This window comes from Ensifer sp. GW823-FHT05D09, from assembly GCF_058795755.1.
In genome coordinates this window covers 273,570-295,912 of sequence record NZ_JBXAIA010000005.1, presented here as the reverse complement: position 1 = coordinate 295,912, position 22,343 = coordinate 273,570, and the positions used below count along the sequence as shown (strand labels likewise).

Here is a 22,343-nt window from a genome sequence, read left to right as displayed (position 1 = left end):
AGGTGCGGCGCGATGGGGCTGCTCGTCTATTTTTCCACCCGCTCGGAAAACACCCATCGCTTCGTCGGCAAGCTCGGCCTGCGCGCCAAACGTATTCCCGTCAGCCCGACCGACGGGCCGCTTGAGATCAAGGAACCCTATGTGCTCGTCGTGCCGACCTATTGCGGCGACGACGGCCGGGGCGCAGTGCCCAAACAGGTAATCCGCTTCCTGAACGATGCGGACAACCGCTCCCACATCCGCGGCGTGATTGCCGCGGGCAACAGCAATTTCGGCGCGACCTACGGGATCGCCGGCGACGTGATCTCGGCCAAGTGCCAGGTTCCGTATCTCTACCGGTTCGAATTGCTTGGAACCGACGAGGACGTCGCCAATGTCAAAAACGGGATGGAACGATTTTGGACGTCTCAACACTCGAACGCCCCTTGAAGGCGACGGAAGCGGCGCTTGATTACCACGCGCTGAACGCGATGCTGAACCTCTATGACGAGGACGGCCGGATCCAGCTCGACAAGGATCGGCTGGCGGCGAAGCAGTACTTCCTGCAGCACGTCAACCAGAACACCGTGTTCTTCCATAACCTGCGCGAGAAACTCGACTACCTCGTGGTCGAGGGCTACTACGAGCAGGAGGTTCTCGACCAGTATTCGTTCAACTTCGTGCGCGACCTGTTCGATCACGCCTATGACAAGAAATTCCGTTTCCCGACCTTCCTCGGCGCCTTCAAGTATTACACCAGCTACACGCTGAAGACCTTCGACGGGAAGCGTTACCTCGAGCGCTACGAGGACCGCGTCTGCATGGTGGCGCTGGCGCTTTCGCGCGGCGACGAAGCGCTCGCGCGCGACATGGTCGACGAGATCATCTCCGGCCGCTTCCAGCCGGCAACGCCAACCTTCCTCAACGCCGGCAAGAAGCAGCGCGGCGAGCTTGTCTCCTGCTTTCTGCTGAGGGTCGAGGACAACATGGAGAGCATCGCGCGCGGCATCAATTCGGCGCTGCAGTTGTCGAAGCGCGGCGGCGGCGTTGCGCTCTCGCTCACCAACATCCGCGAGGCCGGCGCGCCGATCAAGCAGATCGAAAACCAGTCCTCGGGCATCATCCCCGTGATGAAGCTCCTGGAGGATTCGTTCTCCTACGCCAACCAGCTCGGCGCGCGCCAGGGCGCAGGTGCGGTCTACCTCAACGCGCACCACCCCGACATCATGCGCTTCCTCGACACCAAGCGCGAAAACGCCGACGAGAAGATCCGCATCAAGACGCTGTCGCTCGGCGTCGTCGTCCCGGACATCACCTTCGAACTCGCCAAGAACAACGAGGACATGTACCTGTTTTCGCCCTATGACGTGGAGCGCGTCTACGGCGTTGCCTTCACCGACATCTCGGTCACGGAAAAATACCGGGAAATGGTCGCCGACAGCCGGATCCGCAAAAAGAAGATCAAGGCGCGCGAATTCTTCCAGGTCCTAGCCGAAATCCAGTTCGAAAGCGGTTACCCCTACATCATGTTCGAAGACACGGTGAACCGCGCCAACCCAATCGCCGGCCGGATCACCATGAGCAACCTGTGCTCGGAAATCCTGCAGGTCAGCGAAGCCAGCGAATACAATGACGACCTGTCCTACAAGCACATGGGCAAGGACATTTCCTGCAACCTCGGCTCGCTGAACATCGCAGCCGCGATGGACAGCACGGATTTCGGCAAGACGATCGAGACCTCGATCCGGGCGCTGACGGCGGTGTCGGACATGAGCCACATCTCGTCGGTTCCCTCCGTCGAGAAGGGCAACGACGACAGCCATGCGATCGGCCTCGGCCAGATGAACCTGCACGGCTATCTCGCCCGCGAACGGGTCTATTACGGCTCGGACGAAGGCATCGATTTCACCAATATCTACTTCTACACGGTTACTTACCACGCCATCCGCGCCTCAAACCGCATTGCGGTCGAACGCGGCACGAGCTTCAAAGGCTTCGAGAACTCGAAATACGCCTCCGGCGAGTATTTCGACAAATACACCGAACAGGAATGGAAGCCGGCGACGGAGCGGGTGCGCGAGCTGTTCGAAACCGCGGGCATCGATATCCCGACGCAGGAAGACTGGCTGGCGCTGAAGCAGGCCGTGATGACCTCCGGCCTTTATAACCAGAACCTGCAGGCGGTACCGCCGACCGGGTCGATCTCCTACATCAACCACTCGACCTCCTCGATCCACCCGATCGTGTCGAAGATCGAAATCCGCAAGGAAGGCAAGATCGGCCGCGTCTACTACCCGGCCGCCTTCATGACCAACGACAATCTCGACTACTACCAGGACGCCTACGAGATCGGCCCGGAAAAGATCATCGACACCTATGCGGCCGCGACCCAGCATGTGGACCAGGGCCTGTCATTGACCCTGTTCTTCAAGGACACGGCGACGACCCGCGACATCAACCGGGCGCAGATCCATGCCTGGAAGAAGGGCATCAAGACGATCTACTACATCCGCCTTCGTCAGATGGCGCTGTCCGGCACGGAAGTGCAGGGCTGCGTCTCCTGCGCTCTTTGATATCCCGGGGAACACAATGAACATCCAAGTAAAGACCAAGGCGCCCAAGGGTCCGCAGGCCGTGCGCGCCATCAACTGGAACCGTATCGAGGACGACAAGGACCTCGAAGTCTGGAACCGGCTCACCGGCAATTTCTGGTTGCCGGAAAAGGTGCCGCTGTCGAACGACATTCCCTCCTGGGCAGCACTTCGCCCGGAAGAGCAACAGCTGACGATCCGCGTTTTCACCGGCCTGACCCTGCTCGACACGATCCAGACGAGCATCGGCGCGCCGACCCTGATGGCGGATTCGATCACGCCGCATGAGGAAGCTGTCTATTCCAACATCTCCTTCATGGAAGCGGTGCACGCCCGCTCCTACTCCTCGATCTTTTCGACGCTTTGCTCGACGCCAGACGTCGATGATGCCTATCGCTGGTCGGAGGAGAACGAGCATCTGCAGAAGAAGTCGGCGCTCATTCTCGAGCACTATCGCACGGCCGATCCGCTGAAGCGCAAGATCGCCAGTGTCTTCCTCGAGAGCTTCCTCTTCTACTCCGGTTTCTACCTGCCGATGTACTGGTCGAGCCGCGCCAAGCTGACCAACACCGCCGACATGATCCGGCTCATCATCCGCGACGAAGCGGTGCACGGCTATTACATCGGCTACAAGTTCCAGAAGGGCCTCGAGCGCCTGAGCGAAGAGCGCCGGCAGGAGATCAAGGACTTCGCCTTCGACTTGCTGCTCGAACTCTACGACAACGAGGCGAAATACACGGAATCGCTTTACGACAGCGTCGGGCTGACCGAGGACGTGAAGAAGTTCCTGCACTACAACGCCAACAAGGCGCTGATGAACCTCGGCTACGAGGCGCTGTTCCCGGCCGATGCCTGCAAGGTCAACCCGGCGATCCTCTCGGCGCTGTCGCCGAACGCCGACGAGAACCACGACTTCTTCTCCGGCTCCGGCTCGTCCTATGTCATCGGCAAGGCGGTCGCCACCGAAGACGAAGACTGGGATTTTTGAGCGCAAGGACGTCTTCCGACGCCCCAGCATTTTTTCTCGGACCAAACTGGTCCGGGGCTGAAAGCCTTGAGCGGCTTGACCGTGCTGCCGGCCCATGTCGGCCGCAGGATTGACTGCCGGCCCACTTTCAACTAGTGAGTGCGCCAATCCGTATTGCCGCGGCTGCTGACCCCAAGGCAACGGAGAATCCAAATGTCCAACCAACATAATCCTATCGTCCGGAACGATGTCGTCTCCGGGCATGCGATCAGGTCCGTCGTCGCGATCGACGAGCCTGAGCATCAACGCGCGCGCGCACTTAACGATCTCGCCTCGGCCCTTCCATCGCCGGAAGCACTGGCGATCCGTGGTGCGGTCGCCGGACGCATCGTCACGACCCCGGATTTCCATCCGGGCAAGCCGGTTCCGGTCGGGCTGGTCGCCGACATCGAGAATGCCGTCCTTCCGCATCTGATCGGCAACGATATCGGCTGCGGCATGCGCATGATCGTGCTCGACGACATCCGCGAGGACGAGCTCGGGCCTGGCCTGGAGGGACAGCTGCGGCATGTCTTCTTCCAGGGAGGGCGCGATATCGCCCTGACCGGCAGGGATCGTCACGCAGCCCTCAGGGACGGCGTACCGGGCCTGCTCGAAAGCCTGGCCGGCAAGCGTCAGGGGCTGCTCGCCCGCCTCGATCTGGCATCAGCCTGGGCGGATGTCGCGCGCATGTCCGACGACGGCTGCTTCCGCTCGGATGGCATCGATCCGGACTTTGCCGACTATGCGGCACCCGATGACCGGCACCGGCATGACGCCATTCTCGGCACCATCGGCGGCGGCAATCACTTCGTCGAGTTCGGCGTGGTCGAGCGCATCGTCGACGGCGGTTTTGCCCGTATCGCCGGGGTGAAGCCGGAAAGCGTGGTCATCGTCGTGCATTCGGGCTCGCTCGACTTCGGCCAGCGGATCGGGACGGCGGCGAGAGAGCGGGCGCGTCAAAACGGTGCGGCGGAGCTTGACGACCGGATCGTTTCCGAGGCCCGTCACGCCGACCACTATCGGCGGTACATGAACGGCCATGCCAATGCTGCGAATGCCGCCTTCGTCAATCGCTTCCTGATTGGCCTGGCGGCGGTGGAAGCGCTCACGCGAACGATCGGCCGGCCGGTTGCACACCGGCTGGTCTACGACGCGCCACACAACACCGTGTGGCAGACCGGCAACACCGTTCGACACCGCAAGGGCGCCTGCCCGGCACGCGGTCCGGGCGCGCTCAAGGGGTCACCCTACGAGTGGACCGGCGAACCGGTGATCCTGCCGGGCTCGATGGGCGATGGCACCTGGTTGTTACGCGGGCTGGGCGAAGCTGACGGCATGGAGTCCTCGGCCCATGGCGCCGGGCGACGGCTGTCCCGCCAGGAGGCCCGTGGAGCGACAACGACGCTTGGCGGTCTGCGCGTCATCGGCCCGGTCGACACCGCGAGCCCGGCTATCCGCAGCCGGCCGGACATCCTCGCCGAACTCCAGGGCCGGCTCAAGGAAGAAGCCCCGGCCGCCTACCGGCCGATCGACCAGGTTGTCGATCCAATGGTGGCAACCGGCCTTGTCGGCCGCGTTGCCCGCATCAGGCCGGTCCTGACAGTCAAAGGCTAGGCCTGTCCGAGAACCGAAATGCCGGGGGAGCAGAATGCTTCCCCGGCATTTTCACACGTTTTTCCTGGATTTTCCGGGCCACTTCGCCGGCACCATACGACGGCGGCCGATGGCAACCTGCGCCGGCAGCAATCTGGTGACGCCTTGAACAAGACCGACGGCGTCTGGCGATCCGGCAGCTATAAACCCATTTGCGAATGTCGCCGGATAGCCGCGATTTGGTTCGTGCGTGCGTCGCTTCAACCGAAAGGGGCGGCGCACGTACCCTAGCCAGTAATCTGGAACCCCTGAACCGGATCGGGCAGGGCCACCGGCTCGGTTTCGACACTGACGACGGAGGCTGCTGCCGGCCCGATCCAGAGCCGTTCGACCATGTTTGCAAGGGCAGCGTCGGAACCGACGATCATCGCTGCCACCGACCCGTCGCGCTCGTTGCGCACCCAGCCGGTCACACCAAGGCGTTCGGCTTCCCGGCGGGTCCAGATGCGGAAGCTGACGCCCTGCACCCTTCCGCTGACACGAACCAACATCGCCTTGCGCTCTCTGATCATGATCGCACCTGCTTTCGCTACAGAAGGAAACTGGAGCGAAGACGAACAAAGGCAAGCCACAAGGCACCATGCACGTCGGCGCTAGAGCGTTTCCCCCGGAGGGTTTTGGCGCTTTTCCGGGCGGCCAGCGGACTTCGCATTTTTTGCAGGGCATTGCCTATGGCGCTGCCACCGACAGGCGGCCCTTCATGTTGGGATGAAAGCGGCAATAATAATCCACCTGCCCTGCCTCCGGCATGGCGAGGCTTGCCTTGCCTTTCGCCGGGATCAAGACATCCCATCCACCCTTCACGGTCGCGGTATGGACGAGAATGTCCTTGTTGACCCACTCGATCGTATCGCCCACCCGAGCCTCGATTTCCGCCGGGACGAACGCCATCTTTTCGATGGTCACGCGGATTGTTCTGGCCTCTGCATCCGCGACGCCATTGCCGAGCACGAGCCCGGCAATGGCGATGAGATAAAGGACGGATCGCATGGCCGCGTCCTACTTCAGCGTGGCGGCGACATGTTCGGCATGCTGCTGATGGCCCTGAAAAATCTTCAGGCCGGTTTCAAGCAGCGCCTTGAGCTCGGCATTGTTGGCCGAGGGAATGAGCAGGGTCGTAAGCGCGCCGTTCACCTGCTTGTGGTAGGCGACTTCGTTGTGGACATAGGCCTTGTCGAAACTGGCGCCGTCGAGCTTGGCGAGCTTGGCGCGCTCGTCGTCGGCCGCCTTTGAGAGCGCCTTGCTTGTATCGTTATCTTCAGGCGTCACCTTGAGCTTCTTGACGAGGTCGAGCGCCTGCGTATTCACCGCCTCATGGTCGCGGACCATGTCCTCGGCAAAGGAGACGACCTCCTTGTTGCCGGACTTCGAGATCGCGAGTTTGGCATTTTCCACGTCGATCACGCCGGCCGTATAGGCGATGTGGGCGATCTGCGGATCGCTCGGCTTGTCCGCTGTCTGTGCATGAGGCGCAAGGGCGAGCAGGCAAAGCGTGGCAAGCGCAGTCATGGGCCGAATGTTCATGGTAACCTCCTCATTCCACGCAGGGCGCGGAAGCTGTTTGCATTTGACACCCATTGGATGTCGCCTGCCCGCAAAGGTTCCCGCAGCTCAGATGGCCCGAAGATCAAATAGAAAGGCCGAGGCGCTCCATGACGGCAGCGGTCAGCCGCGCGCAGCGACGCCCGGCAAAGGGGAATGCGTCGAGCAAGACCGGGCCGATCTGTTCATGCAACTGCTTGCGTACGAGGTGCCTTGCCCGATGCAGCCGGGTCTTGACCGTTTCGGGACGCAAACCAAGAAGATCGGCCGTCTCCTCCATGCTCAATCCCTCGATCACCCGCGCAACGAAAACGGTCCTGTAGATGTCGGGCAGGTTGTCGGTTGCGCGCTCGACCAGATGCAGGATCTGTCGCTGCGCCATCGTACGCTCGGGGTCGTCGACGCCCGCCGGCACGGGGAACTGGATAATCGTCGCGTCTTGCCCGCTGCCGATTGACCCCAGCATCTCGGCCTTGCGGCGCCCTCGCCGCAGCCGGCCAAGCGCCTCGTTGATGACGATGCGTGACAACCAGGTGCCAAGCGACGAGCCGCCGCGAAAACTGCCGAGATGCGCATAGGCACGCACATAAGCCTCCTGCACGACATCTTCCGCCTCACTGTCGTTTCGCACGACACCCCTGGCAATACGATAAAGGCGTTGGTTGTGAGCCTGCATGATCGACAGGAACGCCTGCCCGTCCCCGGAATGCGCCCTTTGTGCCAGTTCCACATCCGCAGCCGGATGCGTGATCGCAAGCGTGTGTGTTCGAGTGCGTGCCATGAACGAGCCTCCCGCAGCATTCGATGCACGGTTCCGCCAAAGGTTCCCGCATTTTTCAGCGGCAGGCAACGCCCCTCGCCTTGGAACGTTCTGCGGGAGAGCGTTTGCGCCCTTCCGGCCGGTTCCAGTTCCACTGTCTGACCACTTAACTCGGTGTCGACCACTCACGCGGGAGGCGACATACTTTCTCGCGCTACCCTGTTAATAATTCCATCGTGTATTTTTAAAAATTGACGCGCGCAAAGTTTTATGGTTTTTACACCATCGCCAAGACGGTGATGGGAGGGCCCTCCTGCTTGGCCGCCAAGACCAAAGGCCCACGTCGTTTCCAGGGAGGAAACCCATGAACATGCCTCGTATTCTGAAGGCGCTTGTCGCCGGCACGGCACTGACCCTGATTGCATCGGCCGCATCGGCCGAAGGCATCGGCGCCTCGCTTCTGACCCAGCAGCACCCGTTCTACATCGAGCTTGCCGACGCGATGAAAGCCGAAGCCAAGGAAAAGAACGTCGCGCTCGAAGTTGCGATCGCCAACCAGGATCTCAACAAGCAGCTCGCCGACGTCGAAGACTTCATCGTCAAGGGTGTCGACGTCATCGTCATCTCGCCGGTCGATAGCCAGGGCGTGCGGGCCGCGATTGAAAAGGCCGAGAAGGCCGGCATCAAGGTGATCACCGTCGACGTTCCGGCAAACGGAGCGACCGTCACCTCGCATATCGGCACCGACAACTTCACCGGCGGCGTCAAGGCCGGAGAACTGATGGCAAAGGTCCTCGACAACAAGGGCAAGGTCGCCGTCATCGATTACCCGACGGTCCAGTCGGTGGTGAACCGCGTCAACGGCTTCAAGGAAGCGATCGCCAAGCATCCCGACATGGAAATCGTCGCCATCCAGACCGGCATCACCCGCGCCGAGGCGCTGGCCGCAGCACAGAACATGCTGCAGGCGAACCCCGACATCACCGGCATCTTCGGCTTTGGCGATGACGCAGCACTCGCCGCTGCCGTCGCCGTCAAGGCGGCGGGCCTGGAAACCCAGGTCAAGGTCATCGGTTTCGACGGCATGAAGGAAGCCCGCGACGCGGTTGATACCAACCCCGTCATGGTCGGCGTGATCCAGCAGTTCCCGGACCAGATGGGCAAGCAGGCGGTCGATACCGCCGTCAAGGTTGCCGCCGGCGAACAGGTTCCGGCCGAACAGCCGATCGTGCCTGGCGTCTACACCGCGAAGTAAGTCCTCCCAAGGACAGCCGCCGCCCCAAGGGCGGCGGCACCGATACGACGAACGTTTCCGGCTTGCTGCGCAAAAACATGCAGCAATTCAGAGTGTTACAGCGTGCATGTCTGCGCCGTGACGCCGGAAACGCTTCTCGGCGCGATCCAAGGAGGCCGCCATGCATGGTTCGACCACGGACACCGTTCTCAAGATCAGCAACGTCACGAAATCCTTCGGGCAGGTTGCGGCGCTGAAAAGCATGCGGCTCGATGTCCGCCGCGGCCGCGTGCACACGCTGCTCGGCGAAAACGGCGCGGGCAAATCGACACTGATGAAAATCCTTGCCGGCGTGCACAGCGCGACCTCGGGCGAGATTTTTCTCGACGACCAGCCCTATCGCCCCGCCAACCCGCAGCAGGCCTCGGCCCTCGGCCTTGCGATCGTCTTTCAGGAACTGAGCCTCTGCAACAACCTGACGGTGGCGGAAAACATTTTGGCGACGCGCGAGCCGCGCCGGTTTGGCTTCATCAACGACAAGGCGCTTGTTGCAAGAGCCAAGGCCATCGTCGCCGAGCTCGGCCTGCCTGTGGATGTGACAGAGAAGGTCGGCAATCTTTCGATTGCCCAGCGGCAACTGGTCGAGATCGCCAAGGGCCTCAGCCACGACGCAAAGGTCGTCATTCTCGACGAGCCGACCTCGTCGCTCAGCGACAGCGAAGCCGAGATCCTTTTCGAGATCATCGGCCGGCTGAAAAGCCGTGGCGTCGCCGTCATCTACATTTCCCACCGCATGGAAGAAATCATGCGGCTCAGCGACGACATCACGGTCATCCGCGATGGCGAGTATGTCTCCACCCATGATCGCAACGACGTCACCATCGAGGCGCTGATCGCGCTGATGGTCGGACGGCGAATGGAGGAGATCTATCCGCCACCGACCCATGATCGCTCGACGCAGAGTGCGCCGGTGCTGGCAGTCGAGGGCCTGAAGCGCGAGGGCGAATTCGCCGACATTTCCTTCGAAGTTGGCCCAGGCGAAATCCTCGGCTTTTTCGGCCTCGTCGGCTCCGGCCGGTCGGAAGTCATGAATGCGCTGTTCGGCATGAAGAATGCCGACGGCGCCGTGCGGCTCGATGGCAAGGACGTCCGCTTCCGTTCACCGGCCGAAGCGATCGCCCGCGGCATCGGTTTCGTCACCGAGAACCGCAAGGAAGAGGGCCTGGTGCTGGCACACAGCGTCGGGTGGAACATCTCCATGGCCGCCCTTCCCGATTTCACCGGCCCTTTCGGCTTTACCCGCGGTGGTGCCGAGCGCAAGGCGGCGGCCGCCGAAGTCGGCCGGCTTGCGATCAAGACCCACTCACTCGACACGCCGGCCGGCGCCTTGAGCGGCGGCAACCAGCAGAAGATCGTGCTCGCCAAATGGCTCCTGACCCGGCCGAAGGTGCTCATCCTCGACGAGCCGACCCGCGGCGTCGATGTCGGCGCGAAATTCGAAATCTACAAGATCATCCGCCAGTTGGCGGCCGAAGGGACGGCGATCCTGCTGATCTCCTCCGAGCTGCCGGAAGTGCTTGGAATGAGCGACCGCGTCGTCGTCATGCATGAGGGCGTGCTCGGCGCGACCCTCGCCGGCACCGACCTCAATCCCGAAACGATCATGGCGCACGCAACAGGTTTCCAATCATGACCCAGCAAACTGCAGCCCAGGCCGCCTTCGTCAGGGCGTTGAAGCAATATGGCGGCATCCTTCTCTCGCTGGTGATGCTCTGCGTCATCTTCTCCTTCCTCAATCCGCGGTTCATGTCGGTCGTCAACTTCATGAACATCCTGCAGCAGGTGGCCGTGATCGCGATCGCCGCCTTCGGCATGACCTGGGTGATCCTGCTCGGCGAGATCGACCTGTCGGTCGGCTCGATCATTGCGGTTGCCGGCATGGTCGGGGCGCAATGTTTCGCCTTCGGCCTCGGCTTCGGCACGGCGCTCGCCGTGACGATTGTGGCCGGCGCGCTGATGGGCATGCTCAACGGCGTGTTGACGGCAAAGCTGCTGCTACCGAGTTTCATCGTCACCGTCGCCACCATGGGCATCTATCGCGGCCTCGTCAGCCTGCCGACCAACGGCGCGCCGGCGATGATCGACAATTCGACATGGACTGCCATCGGCACGGAAAGCGTCCTCGGCCTGCCGATCATCATCTGGGTCGTTGCCGTTCTCTTCGTCATCAACCAGATCGTGCTCAGCAAGACCAGCTTCGGGCGCCGTGCCTATCTCACCGGCGGCAACCGCGAGGCGGCCATCTATTCGGGCATCAAGGTCGATCGCCTGAAGATCATCATCTTCATGATCTCGGGCGTGATGGCGGCGATCAGCGGCGTTCTTCTCTCCTCTCGGCTCTTCTCCGCCCAGACCAATGCCGGCATGAGCTACGAGCTCGACGCGATCGCCGCTGCCGTTCTCGGCGGAACGTCGCTTGCCGGCGGTGTCGGCACCATGGTCGGCACGCTGATCGGCGCGCTCATCATCGGCGTGATGAACAACGGCATGAACATGCTGTCCGTCCCCTATTTCTACCAGCTCATCGTCAAGGGCCTGGTGATCCTGATCGCGGTTTGGCTCGACGTTCGTGCCAAGCAGGCAAAGCGCTGACCCGATACGAGTGACACACATGCACAAGATACTGACGATCGGCGAAATCCTCGTCGAGATCATCGCCACCGAAAAGGGCGACGGCTTCCGCCAGGCAACACCGCTGGTCGGCCCCTTCCCCTCCGGCGCGCCTGCCATCTTCATCGACCAGGTCGGCAAGCTCGGCCAGGCGAGCGCGATCATCTCGCGTGTCGGCGGCGACGATTTCGGTCACGTCAACCTGGCGCGGCTCGAGGCCGACGGCGTCGATATCTCCGGCATCGCCGTCGATCCGCTTGCCACCACCGGCAGCGCCTTCGTTCGCTATCGCGAAGACGGAAGCCGGGCCTTCGTCTTCAACATCCGCGACAGCGCCTGCGGCACCATCCGCCTCGATGACACGACGACCGCGCTCGTTCAAAACTGCAGCCATCTGCATGTGATGGGGTCGTCGCTCTACGCGCCGAGCGTGGTCGCAAGCATTCTGGCGGCGATCGACATCGTCAAGGCCGCTGGCGGCACGGTGTCCTTCGACCCCAATCTGCGGGCAGAAATCCTCGAAAGCCCTGGAATGCGCGAGGCGTTGCGGACGGTGCTTGCGAAGACCGACGTCTTCCTGCCGAGCGGCGCCGAGCTCTTCCTCTTCACCGAAGCCAAAACCGAGGCGGACGCCATCGCCGAACTCCTTGGTTCAGGGATCAAGGTCGTCGTCGTCAAGCGCGGCGCCGAGGGCGCCAGCTACTTCGACGCGGACGGAACGCTCACCCTGCCCGGCTTCGCCGTCGAAGAGGTCGATCCGACCGGCGCGGGCGACTGCTTCGGCGCCACCTTCGTCACCTCCTGGCTGAACGGCGCCGCCCCCGGCGAAGCGCTCGAATTCGCCAACGCGTCCGGCGCGCGCGCCGTGATGATCTCCGGACCGATGGAAGGTGCATCGACGAGAGCGGAACTCGAAGCCTTCATCAGCGCGCGAAAGGACTGAAATCCATGAAGCCGAACTATCTGATCGACATTGCCCAATGGCGCGACCGTCCGGGCCTTCGCGGCATTCCTTCCATCTGCTCTGCCCATCCACTCGTGATTGAAGCAGCTATGCTGCGGGGGCTGAAGGAAGGCACGCATCTCCTGATCGAGGCAACCTGCAACCAGGTCAACCAGGAGGGCGGCTACACAGGCATGACGCCCGCCGACTTCACCGGCTTCGTCGGCGAGATCGCCGCAAAGACCGGGTTCCCGATCGAAAACATCATCCTCGGCGGCGACCATCTCGGTCCCAACCCGTGGAAGAACCTGCCGGCGGTTGAGGCGATGGCGAAGGCCGAAGCGATGATCCGCGCCTATGCTCAGGCCGGCTTCACCAAGCTGCATCTCGACACCAGCATGGGCTGCGCCGGCGAGCCGGTCGCCCTTCCCGATGCGACGACCGCGACGCGTGCGGCACGGCTTGCCGCTGCCGCCGAAGATGCGATCCGAGGACGCGACGGAACCGCTCCGGTCTACATCATCGGCACCGAAGTTCCGGTCCCCGGCGGCGCGCTCGAGGAACTGGATACGCTTGAAGTCACTGCACCGGAGGCAGCCGTCGAGACCGTCGACATTCATCGTAGGGCCTTCAGCGAAGCCGGCGCAGGTGAAGCCTTTTCACGCGTAGTGGGCGCCGTCGTTCAGCCGGGCGTCGAATTCGGCAACGAAAACGTCATTCCCTACGACCGCCAGAAGGCCGCCGCGTTGAGCCAGAGCCTGACGAAGCTCGATGGCCTCGTCTTCGAGGCGCATTCCACCGACTACCAGACCCAGGACGCACTTCGCGATCTGGTGTCCGATGGCTTCGCCATCCTCAAGGTCGGCCCCGGCCTCACCTTCGCGCTGCGCGAAGCGCTTTATGGCCTCGACCAGATCGCCGCGTTCCTGTTTCCCGATGCTCGCTCGAAGAGCCTTGCTGAAATCACCGAGGAGGTCATGCGCGAGGAGCCGGCCAACTGGGGCAAGTATTATCACGGCTCGCCCGAAGCGCTGCGGCTTCAGCGCCATTTCTCCTACAGCGACCGCATCCGCTACTACTGGCCGCATCCGAAAGTCGCGACGGCGGTCGAAGAGCTGCTCCGGCTGCTCGACGGCGTCACCATCCCCGAAACGCTGATCAGCCAGTATCTCTCGGGAAGTTACGAGCGGGTGCGAGACGGCCAGGTGGCGCCGCAAGCAAAGGCACTGGCGATTGCCGCCGTCGATACGGTTCTGGAGGATTACTTCGCTGCCTGCAAAGGATAGAGGCGGCCGTTCATTCCGTGAATATTTCGCAGTCGACACTGCCTATCCCTCGGAAATAAATCTATAAACGAAACCCAAAAGAAGAATGGGGGCGCTTCGACCGTGGACAGACAAATCAAGACGATGGAGGATTTTTCGGAGTTCGTCGGTTTGTCGCGCCCCACAGTCTCCAAATACTTCAACGATCCATCTTCGGTTCGCAAGAAGACCCGCGACGCCATCGAGGCCGCGATCAAGCAATCGGGCTTCCGGCCGAACATCTTCGCCGTCAATCTCAACCGGCGGCGAACCAATATTCTTGGCGTCATCGTTCCCAACTCCACCGACCCATTCTACATGGCGCTGACACGGCGGATCGAGCATATCGCCAACCAGGCGGGCTTTCTCGCTTTCGTGCTGTCTTCGGATGGCAAGCCGGAGATGGAAGAGCGCGCCATCGAGACCTTCAAGTCGATGAACGTCGCCGGCGCGATCATCGCCCCGCTCGGCGTCCAGTCTCATCACCAGAAGCTCACCTCGCTCGGCGAGAGCATCCCGCTTGTCTATGTCGACTCACCGCTCGACGGCAGTTCCTCGTTCGTCGGCACCGACAACCGGCAGAGCTTCAAGCTGATGGTCGACTATCTCTGCCGGTCCGGGGAACCGCCCTGCTACTTCGGCATGCCGCCGGTCAACAACAACGCGCTCGCCCGCCAACACGCCTATCAGGAGGCGATGCAGCAGTTGAAGATGGATGCCGCCATCGTCCCGACCGCGCCGAATGCCTCGTGGGATTTCGAAAAATTCGGCTATGACGAAACGCTACGCATTCTCGGCGAAGGCGGTTTTCCGACAAAGACGGTGCTGTGCGCCAACGACCGCGTCGCCTTCGGCGTGATCGCGGCCGCCTTCCAGTCGGGCATCAAGGTCGGCCGGGAAGCCGACAGCGACCTGCGCGTCGCCGGCCACGACGACCACCCGCTGTCGCGCTATACCTGTCCACCGCTGACGACGGTGGCGCAGAACTACAACGAGATCGGCCGGCTGGCGATCGAGCTTCTGCTCTACAAGCTCGGCGAAACGGAAAATGCCGACCAGGCCTTCCCCGCGGACGAGCGCATCTTGCTCAGTGCCGAGATCATGCTGCGCGGCTCGGCCTAGAGCCCCGTTCGATTAAACCGACTCGTCTATCGGAGTCCGTTTGTTTCGATTTGTGTTTCACTTCAGATGGAGGTGAATCATGGGTAAGTTTCATTCTTTGGATATTCGCGGGCGTGTTGTGTCGATGGTGGACAGCGGCCAGTCGCGGCGGGTAGCGGCAAGCTCTCGGCCTATCTGCCTTCAATAGAGCCGAATGCCGGAACCATTAAACGCACGACGCTCTAGCGCAAGCCAGCCTCTCGACATCGGCGACTGATCCAAAGCATCGAACTGTTTGGACTTGGAAATACAATTTGGGACGCAGCCCCCGCAGCTCAGGCAGTTATCGGGTCCGACTGTCGCCGTGTCCTCTATCACTCGCGTGACAGCTCCCCCTGAAGGGTGCCTCAAGGGGGATTGGCCATTGACCTGGGTGTCCCCAAAAACGACCGATCCCGGTTTGAGGAATTATGCAGCAGCACCGAGCGGCCGTTGCCTCGCTGAGCAGCTCCCATCCTCGGTGTCGAGCGTTAAGGCTCACGGATGCAAGCCGCTTGCACGTCCGGTGGCAAGCCGGTTAAATCGACCCGCGCCAGCAATCGCTCAGGCCCCTTCAGGCTCTCCTTGTCGCGCATGCTGAACAGGAAATGCGGATGTCGTCTTTTGAATCAACCCTCCTGAACGAACTGTCGATCACGTCCAATCTCGCCATCGCGGCCTTCCTTGGAATGGTGATCGGGCTGGAGCGTCAGTGGCGACAGCGGTACACGGGCCTCACCACTCATGCGCTGGTTTCGCTGGGTGCTGCGGCCTTCACCTCGCTTGGCATGCTGATTGACGGCGGCACGGATGTGCGCATGGGCGGGCAGGTGGTGACCGGGATCGGCTTTCTCGGGGCCGGCCTTATCATGCGTGATGGGCTGAGCGTTCGGGGCTTGAGCGGAGCGGCGACGGTCTGGTCTACCGGTGCCGTCGGCGTGCTGGCCGGCTATGGCTATTTGCTTGCGGCGTCGGAGGCCTGCGCGTTTGTTCTCCTGATCAACCTCACCATGCCCCGCATCGGCGCGCTGATCGAGCGGCACGCGCCAGAGAAGGAAGCCGTCGAGCGTTATTACATGATCGAGCTGAAATGCCTGGCTAAGGAAGAGGCCGTCGTGCGCTCAGCCCTGCTGCAGGCGATGGAGGCGCGAAAGCTGCGTCTCCGGGCACTTGAAAGTCACTCTGCGAGCGAGGGCGGCATTATCGCAGTCGAAGCCGTCGTCTACACCGCGAGGGAGCAGAACCAACTGGTCGAGCAGGTCGTCGGCGATCTCAGCCTGTCGCCGCTCGTCCTGTCCGGCAAGTGGACATCGACGACCGCGCCCGAATAGCATCTGCGGGCCGTTTACTCGCCGGAGTAAAGCTTGCCGAGGACCGGCGTGACGACCAAACCGGCTGTTGTCTAATTGGTTCTCGATGGCAGCGACAACGATCCACGTGATTGGCTGCTCACCGTGCTGATCATCGTCTGGCGCTTCGGCAACAACCTCTTTCACGGCGAGAAATGGACACACCATCTCCAGGATCAGCACGCTAATTTTACCCATGCCAACGGGGTCTTGATGCGTCTCCTCGAACGCTACGGGCAATTGGCCGCGTAGTATCAGCAAATCTCAGGACTGCAGCTTTCAACACCAGCTATGCGGCATCTATCTCTCTGAGTTGCCCGTCCGCTCGGCCGCAGAGCTGACTATCAATCCCTCGCCTTGATGGGATACGAACACAGAACCCGTTTGCAAAACGACGCCGCGAAAACAGCGAGCAACAACGGGCTCGGCGATGCGCTGTCGATATCCCGATCAGGACGTGCAATGACGCCGGTCTGTCCCAGATTTCGTGTGCTGTCTGGAGACACGACTCTCACGCAGCCTATCCGTCTTCAGGGGTCTCATCTGGCAGGTGAGACCCCCCTGAGGCCCAGCGGGCATCCCTTAGTCGATGCGCAGGAGATATCGACTTCCTAATATTCCTGTGCGCAACTCGATTTCTTCAAGCAAAGTCGATAGCCAATACGTTAGGACACACTCTTACCGAGTATTATGTTTGGGGTTGTTTACAAATGCGCAGTTATCGGAATGCTGCGCCCAAAAGTGGCGACGAATGACTAGATACGTCGACCACTGATTTAGCACGATATTATGCGAGCGAAATTGCCTTTGACGTACCGTCAGATATACTCTGACGATCTAGTGGTCGATCAACGTGAGACCCAAATCGATGTGAGCCGTGATCCCGATAGATGGATAAGCGACCGGTCCCGGCCTTACTGCATCACTGGCACGTCCGTGGACGTTGAGATCCCCTTTACCGGCAACAGGCTTGGATTTGATATCCAGCCGACGACGCGCAATTTCAACAATCCACGAGCGGCCATTGGAGATGGCATTGTTTCATTCTCCATCAAGGGAGTTGATCTTAGTCCTGAACGGGTGAGGCAAGAAATCGACCGAGTCGTGAGATCACAGACGCCGACTATGAGGCGCTTGCCAACCTGCGCTACATCCTGCGCCCCTTCTCAGATTTTTCGACGTCGGCGGCCCAATACGAAGGGCTGCTCAGTCAGCAACACCAGGCGCTTCTGGCAATCAAAGGCTATCGCGGCGACGCTGCCATGACAGTAGGGCTTCTGGCGGAGCGCTTGTTCATCGCACCGCACACCGCACCCGAACTTGTCGAGCGGCTGGTGGCAGCAGCTATGTCACACGCCAACCCGACCCTTCCGACAGGCGCCGCCAGACGCTCGCGCTCACCAGCCAAGCTGTGAATGGTGCTCAAGCGATTGAGCACCATTCACCTGACCGAGATCCGTGACATGGCGCCGCGCCTTATAGAGCTTCTCATCAACCTCCAGAAACGAAGATCCCTCCCTCGGACCTTGAGCAAGGCAACTCCCGGCGTCGCCGCGCGGACACACATGGCAGGAATGCCGAGCGCACGCAGGTCGGCCCCTGAAAAGAGAGCCCTGCCCTATGTGTCGTGAGCAGCATGCAACTGGCTGGCGCCAACCGTCGGTCGCATTGCGGAACCCAACGTCCGAAAGCGCGCTTCATCGACGTTCGTACGCCGCCAACGGTCTGCGGCCACGGCGGCCCTGCTTGGCTTCGCGGCAAGCGCCCTTCGCCGGCAGTGTCTGCAATCATCATATTTGCAAGATCGCGCTTCACGACCTCAACCATGCCCTGCGCTATTGCGAAAACACCATTGTCATTGCCAACGGCACCATGGTTGCAAGCGTCATCGCGGCCCCGATGCTGCGGGACATCTACCAGCTCAACGCCCGCATCGAGACTTGCTCGCAGGGCCGCGCTTTGGTCATCGTCGACGGTCCGATCTGACGGGATCGCACGTCTGCCCTACGATATGGATGCACATCATTCGAGCGGAATGACACACGTTCGCGGGAAGGAGCCCCTGCAAGCACCAGCGTCCAAGCTGCGGAAAACCGCTTCACACACTTCCTGGAGATTCTTCAGGACGCTGCCATCAGCCTTTCGGCATAGGCCATCATCAGCGGACCAACACCTTTGGCGTCATCGGCAACGACAGGCTCAGTGAGATAGTAACCCGGGGAACCGTCGCGATAGTTGCCCTCGAAACCGCCAAGACCGGCAACGTGGACGATGGTTGTGAAACGAGTGATGCCTTCGGCATCCGCAACGATCCGGGTATTCTGAAGGGCATCGAGCGCTTGTCTGCCCGCCGCGGCCAGGGCTTCAGTCCGATCCGGCTGGAGCAGACCATGGCGGGCAGCGCGCATGAGTGCATAGGCGAACATGGCCGAGGCTGAGCTCTCCTCGTAATTGCCCTCGAGGTCCGGCGCGTCGAGCACCTGCGGCCAGAGACCGGTGGAAGTCACCTGTCGGCTCTTGATCTCCGTTAGAAGACGGCCGGTGCGCTGGCGCAGGGAAGCGGTGGCCTCGTCGGCCGGCAGCATGACCAATGAATCGACCAGTGCCATCGCCAGCCAGCCGACCGCGCGCGCCCAGACGGCGGGAGACTGACCGGTCGCCGGGTCCGCCCAGCGCTGTTGACGGCTGTCGTCATAGCCATGGACGTAGAGGCCGCCCGAGGTGGCCGTTAATGCCAGAGCTGTCGAGAACTGCTGCAGCGCGTCGGCGATCAGGCCGGCGCGGCCCGTCGATTTGCCGTACTCGATCTGGAACGGCAGCCCCATGTAGAGCCCGTCCAGCCAGACCTGATGCGGATAACGCTTCTTGTGCCAGTAGTTGCCGGCAGCGATGCGGGGATGGCTTTGCAATTGCCCGGCCAGACGGTCCGCGGCCAAACGATAGCGCGGATCGTCAGCCTCTTTGGCGAGCGCGAACAGCGAGCGTCCGGCAAGAATGTGGTCGATGTTGTATTCATGAGGATCGTAGCCCGAAAGTGCACCGTCGGCTGCGATCTGCGGATCTGCAAGGCGGTGCAGATGCGCTTTCCAGCGCGCATCGCCTGTCGCCTCGAAGAGGTGAATGAGGCCGCGATAGACGCATCCATCCTCGTAACACCAGCTACCCCCCTTGTAGCGGGTGTAGCGCTTGGCGAATTCATCGAAATAGTCTGTCGGGTTCACGGGCGGATCTCATTCAAAGGAAAGGGAGATTGAGGCGGCACTGAGCAAGGCGGGGTCGTCGCAGTCGATCTCGGCTTGCTCGGCGACGATCGCCTCATGACGCATGGGCCTGATGCGATCGGCCATGATCGGCGGCGTCGCGATTGCATCGGGGTCATGCGAGACGATCTGCAGTCGGCAGATGCTGATGTTGCGGATCGGGGCTTCGGGTAGACCGAGAAACACGCCTGCCGCGTGAGCGAGGCCACGGATTTCGATGTCCTCGATGGTGACGCCATCGATGACCGGTGTCGCGGAACTGACGGCTGCCGGCTCACGGCTCTGCACCCAGGGATCGTGGCCGTCGGCATCGCAATGGTAGTGGGCGTTGGCCGAGAGCGCGGTTTCGACGCCATCCAGACGCACACGGCACATGGCGATATTGGTGATCGACCCGCCGCGACCGCGACGGGTCTTCAGCCGCAGGCCGCGATCCGTGCCGATCATCTCGCAATCCTCGACGTAGACGTCATGCACGCCACCGGACATCTCCGAGCCGATCACCAGCCCGCCATGGCCGCGTTCCATCAGGCAATGGCTGACGCGAACGTTGCGTGTTTCCATCAGGTGATCATCCTCGCCGTTCGGACCACGCTTGCCGGCCTTGACCGCGATGCAATCGTCGCCGACCGAGAAACGCACACCTGTAATCGTGACATCGCGGCAGCTTTCAGGGTTGAAACCATCGGTGTTCGGGCTGTCTGGTGGCGCGATTATCGTCAGTCCGGCAGCCGTCAGACGCTCGCAACCCTGCGGATGGATGGTCCAGGACGGCGCGTTGCGGATGGTGAATCCGAGCAGGGTTACGTCACGGCAGGAAATCAGATGCAGGCCGCGTGGGCGCCGTGCGCTGTCTCGCGTTCCTTTCGGCCAGCTCCACCAGTCGCCCCTGTCACCTGAGCCATCGAGGGCACCACGGCCCTCGATCACCAGATTTTCCGCCGAGGCGGCATGCACGGGCGCGGCAAAACAGGCAGCAGGCAACCCTTCCCAGCTACCGAGCATGCGGCCGCAATGATCGCGCGATGCCAGGATGGGCCAACCGGTACGCCCGGATGGCGCTCGCAAGGTCGCTCCTTCAGCGAGATGCAGGGTCATCTGCCCCTTGAGCGTGATCGGGAACGCCGTCCATAGGCCTCGCCCGAGATAAAGCGTACCGCCGCTCGGGACTGTTGCGATCGCATCCGCAAGTGCTTTGACATTGGCGAGGGCGCCATCGAGATCGTCGGGCGCGATATCGGGCACGAGACCAAAATCGGCGGCATCGACGAGACCTGCGCAGGGCGCGGTTTGGAAAACCACCGGCAGAAACCCTTCCGCCTCGAAGACGTAGCGGCGCGCAGGGTGAAGTCCATGCAGCAGGGTGACGGCGGTATCGGCCACTCCCTGCTGCAAGTCCCGGTCGTCATCCGGCGACGACAACCGCCAGGCCGCTTTTTCGCAAAGCCAATAAAGCGCACCGGGCCCCGGCAGGCATAGCGCCGCCGTTCGCGCCGAGCGCGCGATGATGGAAGGTTGGATCATATCTTGCCTCGTGTTCCGTGCCCGTCAGACGGGCGCAAGTCCCGCCGCGGTCGCCCGCGGCGGGGCAGTGTTGGCGGTCAGTCGAACTCGGCGAGAACGTCGTTCACAGTGTCGATGATCTGCTGGGCACCCTCTTCTGCAGTGATCTGGCCGTAAGCATATTCTTCGAGCGTATCGATGAAGGCGGCCCGGATTTCCGGATGCTCGTTGAAGGGCGAGACCGACGGCCCGGTCGAGGCCATGACGATGGCGTTGGCAGCACGAACCTCAGCCTCACCCTTGTCGCCAAGCCGGGCTGCGGCGGCCTTCGACGCGGGAAGCCCGCGCGATGTGCCAAGAGCGTCGATGCCTTCCGGCTCGTTCAGCAGGCAGTTGACGATCTCAGCGGCGGCCTCCGGGTTCTTCGAGTTCCTGGAGATGGAGAACACCATGGACGGTTTGCGATAGACGCCTTCGGTCACGGCGTCCGCCAGCTTCAGCATCGGCACGGGTTTCAGCACCTGGCCGTCTTTCAGCGGATCGGCGTATTTGGAATAGGTGGAATCCCATTCATAGGAACCAGCGACCTTGCCTTCAGCCCAGGCAGGCTTCTCGAACAGGTTGACGTTGCCGTCGGCTGCCTCTTCCTTTTGAGAACGGATTGCGCCGGTCTCCACCAGCTTGCCGAGGAAGGAAATGCCTTCGGCGAGCTCCTCGGGCGTCCAGGCGACGCGATTGTTCGTCTGATCGACAAGATCCTTCCCGGTCTTCTGCACGACGGCAAGGGTCACCAGCAACTGCGCGGTCTCCTTGACGGCATTGAAGGTGTAATGGTCCTTGCCGAGCTTCTCCTTGATGGTCGCGGTCGCGGCGAAGAACTCGTCCCAATTCTTGGGGATACTGACACCGGCCTTCTCGAACGTGGTTGCGTTGAAGAAGAACACACGTCCCGTCGTCGAGACCGAAAGCCCCTGCAGAACGCCGTTCATAGAGCCGGCGGCGAGATCTCCCTCCGTCCAGTTCGCCAGATCGATCGCCTTCAACTGGCGCAGATCAGCGAAACCTTCGCCGTTCTTGGAAAACAAAGGCAACCAGGGCCAGTTGACCTGGATAATGTCGGCCTCGGTCCTGCCAGCCATCTGTGTCGTCAGTTTTTCGAGATAGCCGTCGAAGCCGGTAAATTCGCCCTTGACCGTATGGCCGTATTTCTGGCCGCAGGCGGCGGTCGCCTTTTGGGTGGCCACGTGACGGCTGTCGCCGCCCCACCAGGCCATGCGCAGTTCGGCCGCTCCAGCAGCCGGTGCACAGAGCGAAAGCGCGCCGTAGGCGACGCCGGTCAATGCAGCCAAGGTTCTCGCAGTCTTCATAGTTCTCCTCCTTCTTGATACAGGGCTCAACGCCGCCTC

Annotated in this window: 19 protein-coding genes and 2 pseudogenes; 14 read left to right on the top strand and 7 right to left on the bottom strand. The window is 61.8% G+C overall.

Annotation, left to right across the window (positions count from 1 at the left end; all coding sequences use genetic code 11):
• Positions 1–12: 12 nt before the first annotated feature.
• The 4 genes from nrdI (at position 13) to AC1Q80_RS17275 (ending at position 5,193) form a co-directional block, all read left to right on the top strand.
• The gene (nrdI, locus tag AC1Q80_RS17290; RefSeq protein WP_492361251.1) at positions 13–429 is read left to right on the top strand and encodes a class Ib ribonucleoside-diphosphate reductase assembly flavoprotein NrdI; all 417 of its coding nucleotides are present in this window, start codon (positions 13–15) and stop codon (positions 427–429) included.
• Positions 399–2,552 carry a class 1b ribonucleoside-diphosphate reductase subunit alpha gene (nrdE, locus tag AC1Q80_RS17285; protein WP_492361250.1) on the top strand — a complete coding sequence of 718 codons (2,154 nt, stop codon included), beginning with the start codon at positions 399–401 and terminating at the stop codon, positions 2,550–2,552. The genes nrdI and nrdE overlap by 31 nt, the downstream gene beginning before the upstream one ends.
• Positions 2,553–2,568: 16 nt before the next feature.
• On the top strand, positions 2,569–3,558 hold the full coding sequence (nrdF, locus tag AC1Q80_RS17280; RefSeq protein WP_173421681.1) for a class 1b ribonucleoside-diphosphate reductase subunit beta: 990 nt from the start codon (positions 2,569–2,571) through the stop codon (positions 3,556–3,558).
• Between the two features lie 192 nt (positions 3,559–3,750).
• The gene (locus AC1Q80_RS17275) at positions 3,751–5,193 is read left to right on the top strand and encodes an RtcB family protein (protein ID WP_492361249.1); all 1,443 of its coding nucleotides are present in this window, start codon (positions 3,751–3,753) and stop codon (positions 5,191–5,193) included.
• Positions 5,194–5,459: 266 nt separating this feature from the next.
• Here the strand turns inward: AC1Q80_RS17275 and AC1Q80_RS17270 are convergent, their stop codons facing one another.
• The 4 genes from AC1Q80_RS17270 to AC1Q80_RS17255 all read right to left on the bottom strand — a co-directional run bounded on the left by AC1Q80_RS17270 (position 5,460) and on the right by AC1Q80_RS17255 (position 7,555).
• Positions 5,460–5,744 (bottom strand): acylphosphatase, encoded by a 285-nt coding sequence (locus AC1Q80_RS17270; protein WP_173421679.1) that lies wholly within the window; start codon positions 5,742–5,744, stop codon positions 5,460–5,462.
• 157 nt (positions 5,745–5,901) lie between these two features.
• Positions 5,902–6,222 (bottom strand): cupredoxin domain-containing protein, encoded by a 321-nt coding sequence (locus tag AC1Q80_RS17265; protein ID WP_492361248.1) that lies wholly within the window; start codon positions 6,220–6,222, stop codon positions 5,902–5,904.
• A 9-nt stretch (positions 6,223–6,231) separates the two neighbouring features.
• Complete coding sequence (locus AC1Q80_RS17260) at positions 6,232–6,756, bottom strand: DUF4142 domain-containing protein (RefSeq protein WP_492361247.1); 525 nt, start codon at positions 6,754–6,756, stop codon at positions 6,232–6,234.
• 103 nt (positions 6,757–6,859) lie between these two features.
• A complete protein-coding gene (locus tag AC1Q80_RS17255) occupies positions 6,860–7,555 on the bottom strand; it encodes an RNA polymerase sigma factor (protein ID WP_492361246.1) in 696 nt (231 codons plus the stop codon).
• A 343-nt stretch (positions 7,556–7,898) separates the two neighbouring features.
• Here AC1Q80_RS17255 and AC1Q80_RS17250 point away from each other — a divergent pair, with 343 nt between their 5' ends.
• The 10 genes and pseudogenes from AC1Q80_RS17250 to AC1Q80_RS17205 form a co-directional block, all read left to right on the top strand.
• Positions 7,899–8,789: a substrate-binding domain-containing protein gene (locus tag AC1Q80_RS17250; protein WP_173421675.1), complete on the top strand. Its 891-nt coding sequence runs from the start codon at positions 7,899–7,901 to the stop codon at positions 8,787–8,789.
• A 160-nt stretch (positions 8,790–8,949) separates the two neighbouring features.
• Positions 8,950–10,461 (top strand): sugar ABC transporter ATP-binding protein, encoded by a 1,512-nt coding sequence (locus AC1Q80_RS17245; protein WP_492361245.1) that lies wholly within the window; start codon positions 8,950–8,952, stop codon positions 10,459–10,461.
• A complete protein-coding gene (locus tag AC1Q80_RS17240) occupies positions 10,458–11,420 on the top strand; it encodes an ABC transporter permease (protein ID WP_492361244.1) in 963 nt (320 codons plus the stop codon). Before AC1Q80_RS17245 ends, AC1Q80_RS17240 begins: the two co-directional genes overlap by 4 nt.
• A 19-nt stretch (positions 11,421–11,439) precedes the next feature.
• Complete coding sequence (locus AC1Q80_RS17235) at positions 11,440–12,381, top strand: tagatose kinase (protein WP_492361243.1); 942 nt, start codon at positions 11,440–11,442, stop codon at positions 12,379–12,381.
• A gap of 5 nt (positions 12,382–12,386) precedes the next feature.
• Complete coding sequence (locus AC1Q80_RS17230) at positions 12,387–13,667, top strand: D-tagatose-bisphosphate aldolase, class II, non-catalytic subunit (protein ID WP_492361242.1); 1,281 nt, start codon at positions 12,387–12,389, stop codon at positions 13,665–13,667.
• Between the two features lie 123 nt (positions 13,668–13,790).
• On the top strand, positions 13,791–14,807 hold the full coding sequence (locus AC1Q80_RS17225; protein ID WP_492361331.1) for a LacI family DNA-binding transcriptional regulator: 1,017 nt from the start codon (positions 13,791–13,793) through the stop codon (positions 14,805–14,807).
• Between the two features lie 632 nt (positions 14,808–15,439).
• The gene (locus tag AC1Q80_RS17220; protein WP_492361241.1) at positions 15,440–16,156 is read left to right on the top strand and encodes an MgtC/SapB family protein; all 717 of its coding nucleotides are present in this window, start codon (positions 15,440–15,442) and stop codon (positions 16,154–16,156) included.
• Between the two features lie 75 nt (positions 16,157–16,231).
• Positions 16,232–16,426 (top strand): hypothetical protein, encoded by a 195-nt coding sequence (locus tag AC1Q80_RS17215; protein ID WP_492361240.1) that lies wholly within the window; start codon positions 16,232–16,234, stop codon positions 16,424–16,426.
• 857 nt (positions 16,427–17,283) lie between these two features.
• Positions 17,284–17,805 (top strand): annotated as a pseudogene (locus AC1Q80_RS17210) (MarR family winged helix-turn-helix transcriptional regulator).
• A 163-nt stretch (positions 17,806–17,968) separates the two neighbouring features.
• A pseudogene (locus AC1Q80_RS17205) lies at positions 17,969–18,160 on the top strand (ABC transporter ATP-binding protein); the annotation flags it as partial.
• A gap of 134 nt (positions 18,161–18,294) precedes the next feature.
• On the opposite strand, the gene AC1Q80_RS17200 reads toward AC1Q80_RS17205, so the two are convergent.
• From AC1Q80_RS17200 to AC1Q80_RS17190, 3 genes are all read right to left on the bottom strand, one after another.
• Entirely contained in the window at positions 18,295–19,395 is a 1,101-nt protein-coding gene (locus AC1Q80_RS17200; RefSeq protein WP_492361239.1) for a glycoside hydrolase family 88/105 protein, read from the bottom strand.
• A gap of 9 nt (positions 19,396–19,404) precedes the next feature.
• Positions 19,405–20,958, bottom strand: a complete 1,554-nt coding sequence (pglA, locus tag AC1Q80_RS17195) for a polygalacturonase PglA (RefSeq protein WP_492361238.1) — start codon at positions 20,956–20,958, stop codon at positions 19,405–19,407.
• A gap of 77 nt (positions 20,959–21,035) precedes the next feature.
• A complete protein-coding gene (locus AC1Q80_RS17190; protein ID WP_209792041.1) occupies positions 21,036–22,304 on the bottom strand; it encodes an ABC transporter substrate-binding protein in 1,269 nt (422 codons plus the stop codon).
• Positions 22,305–22,343 lie beyond the last annotated feature (39 nt).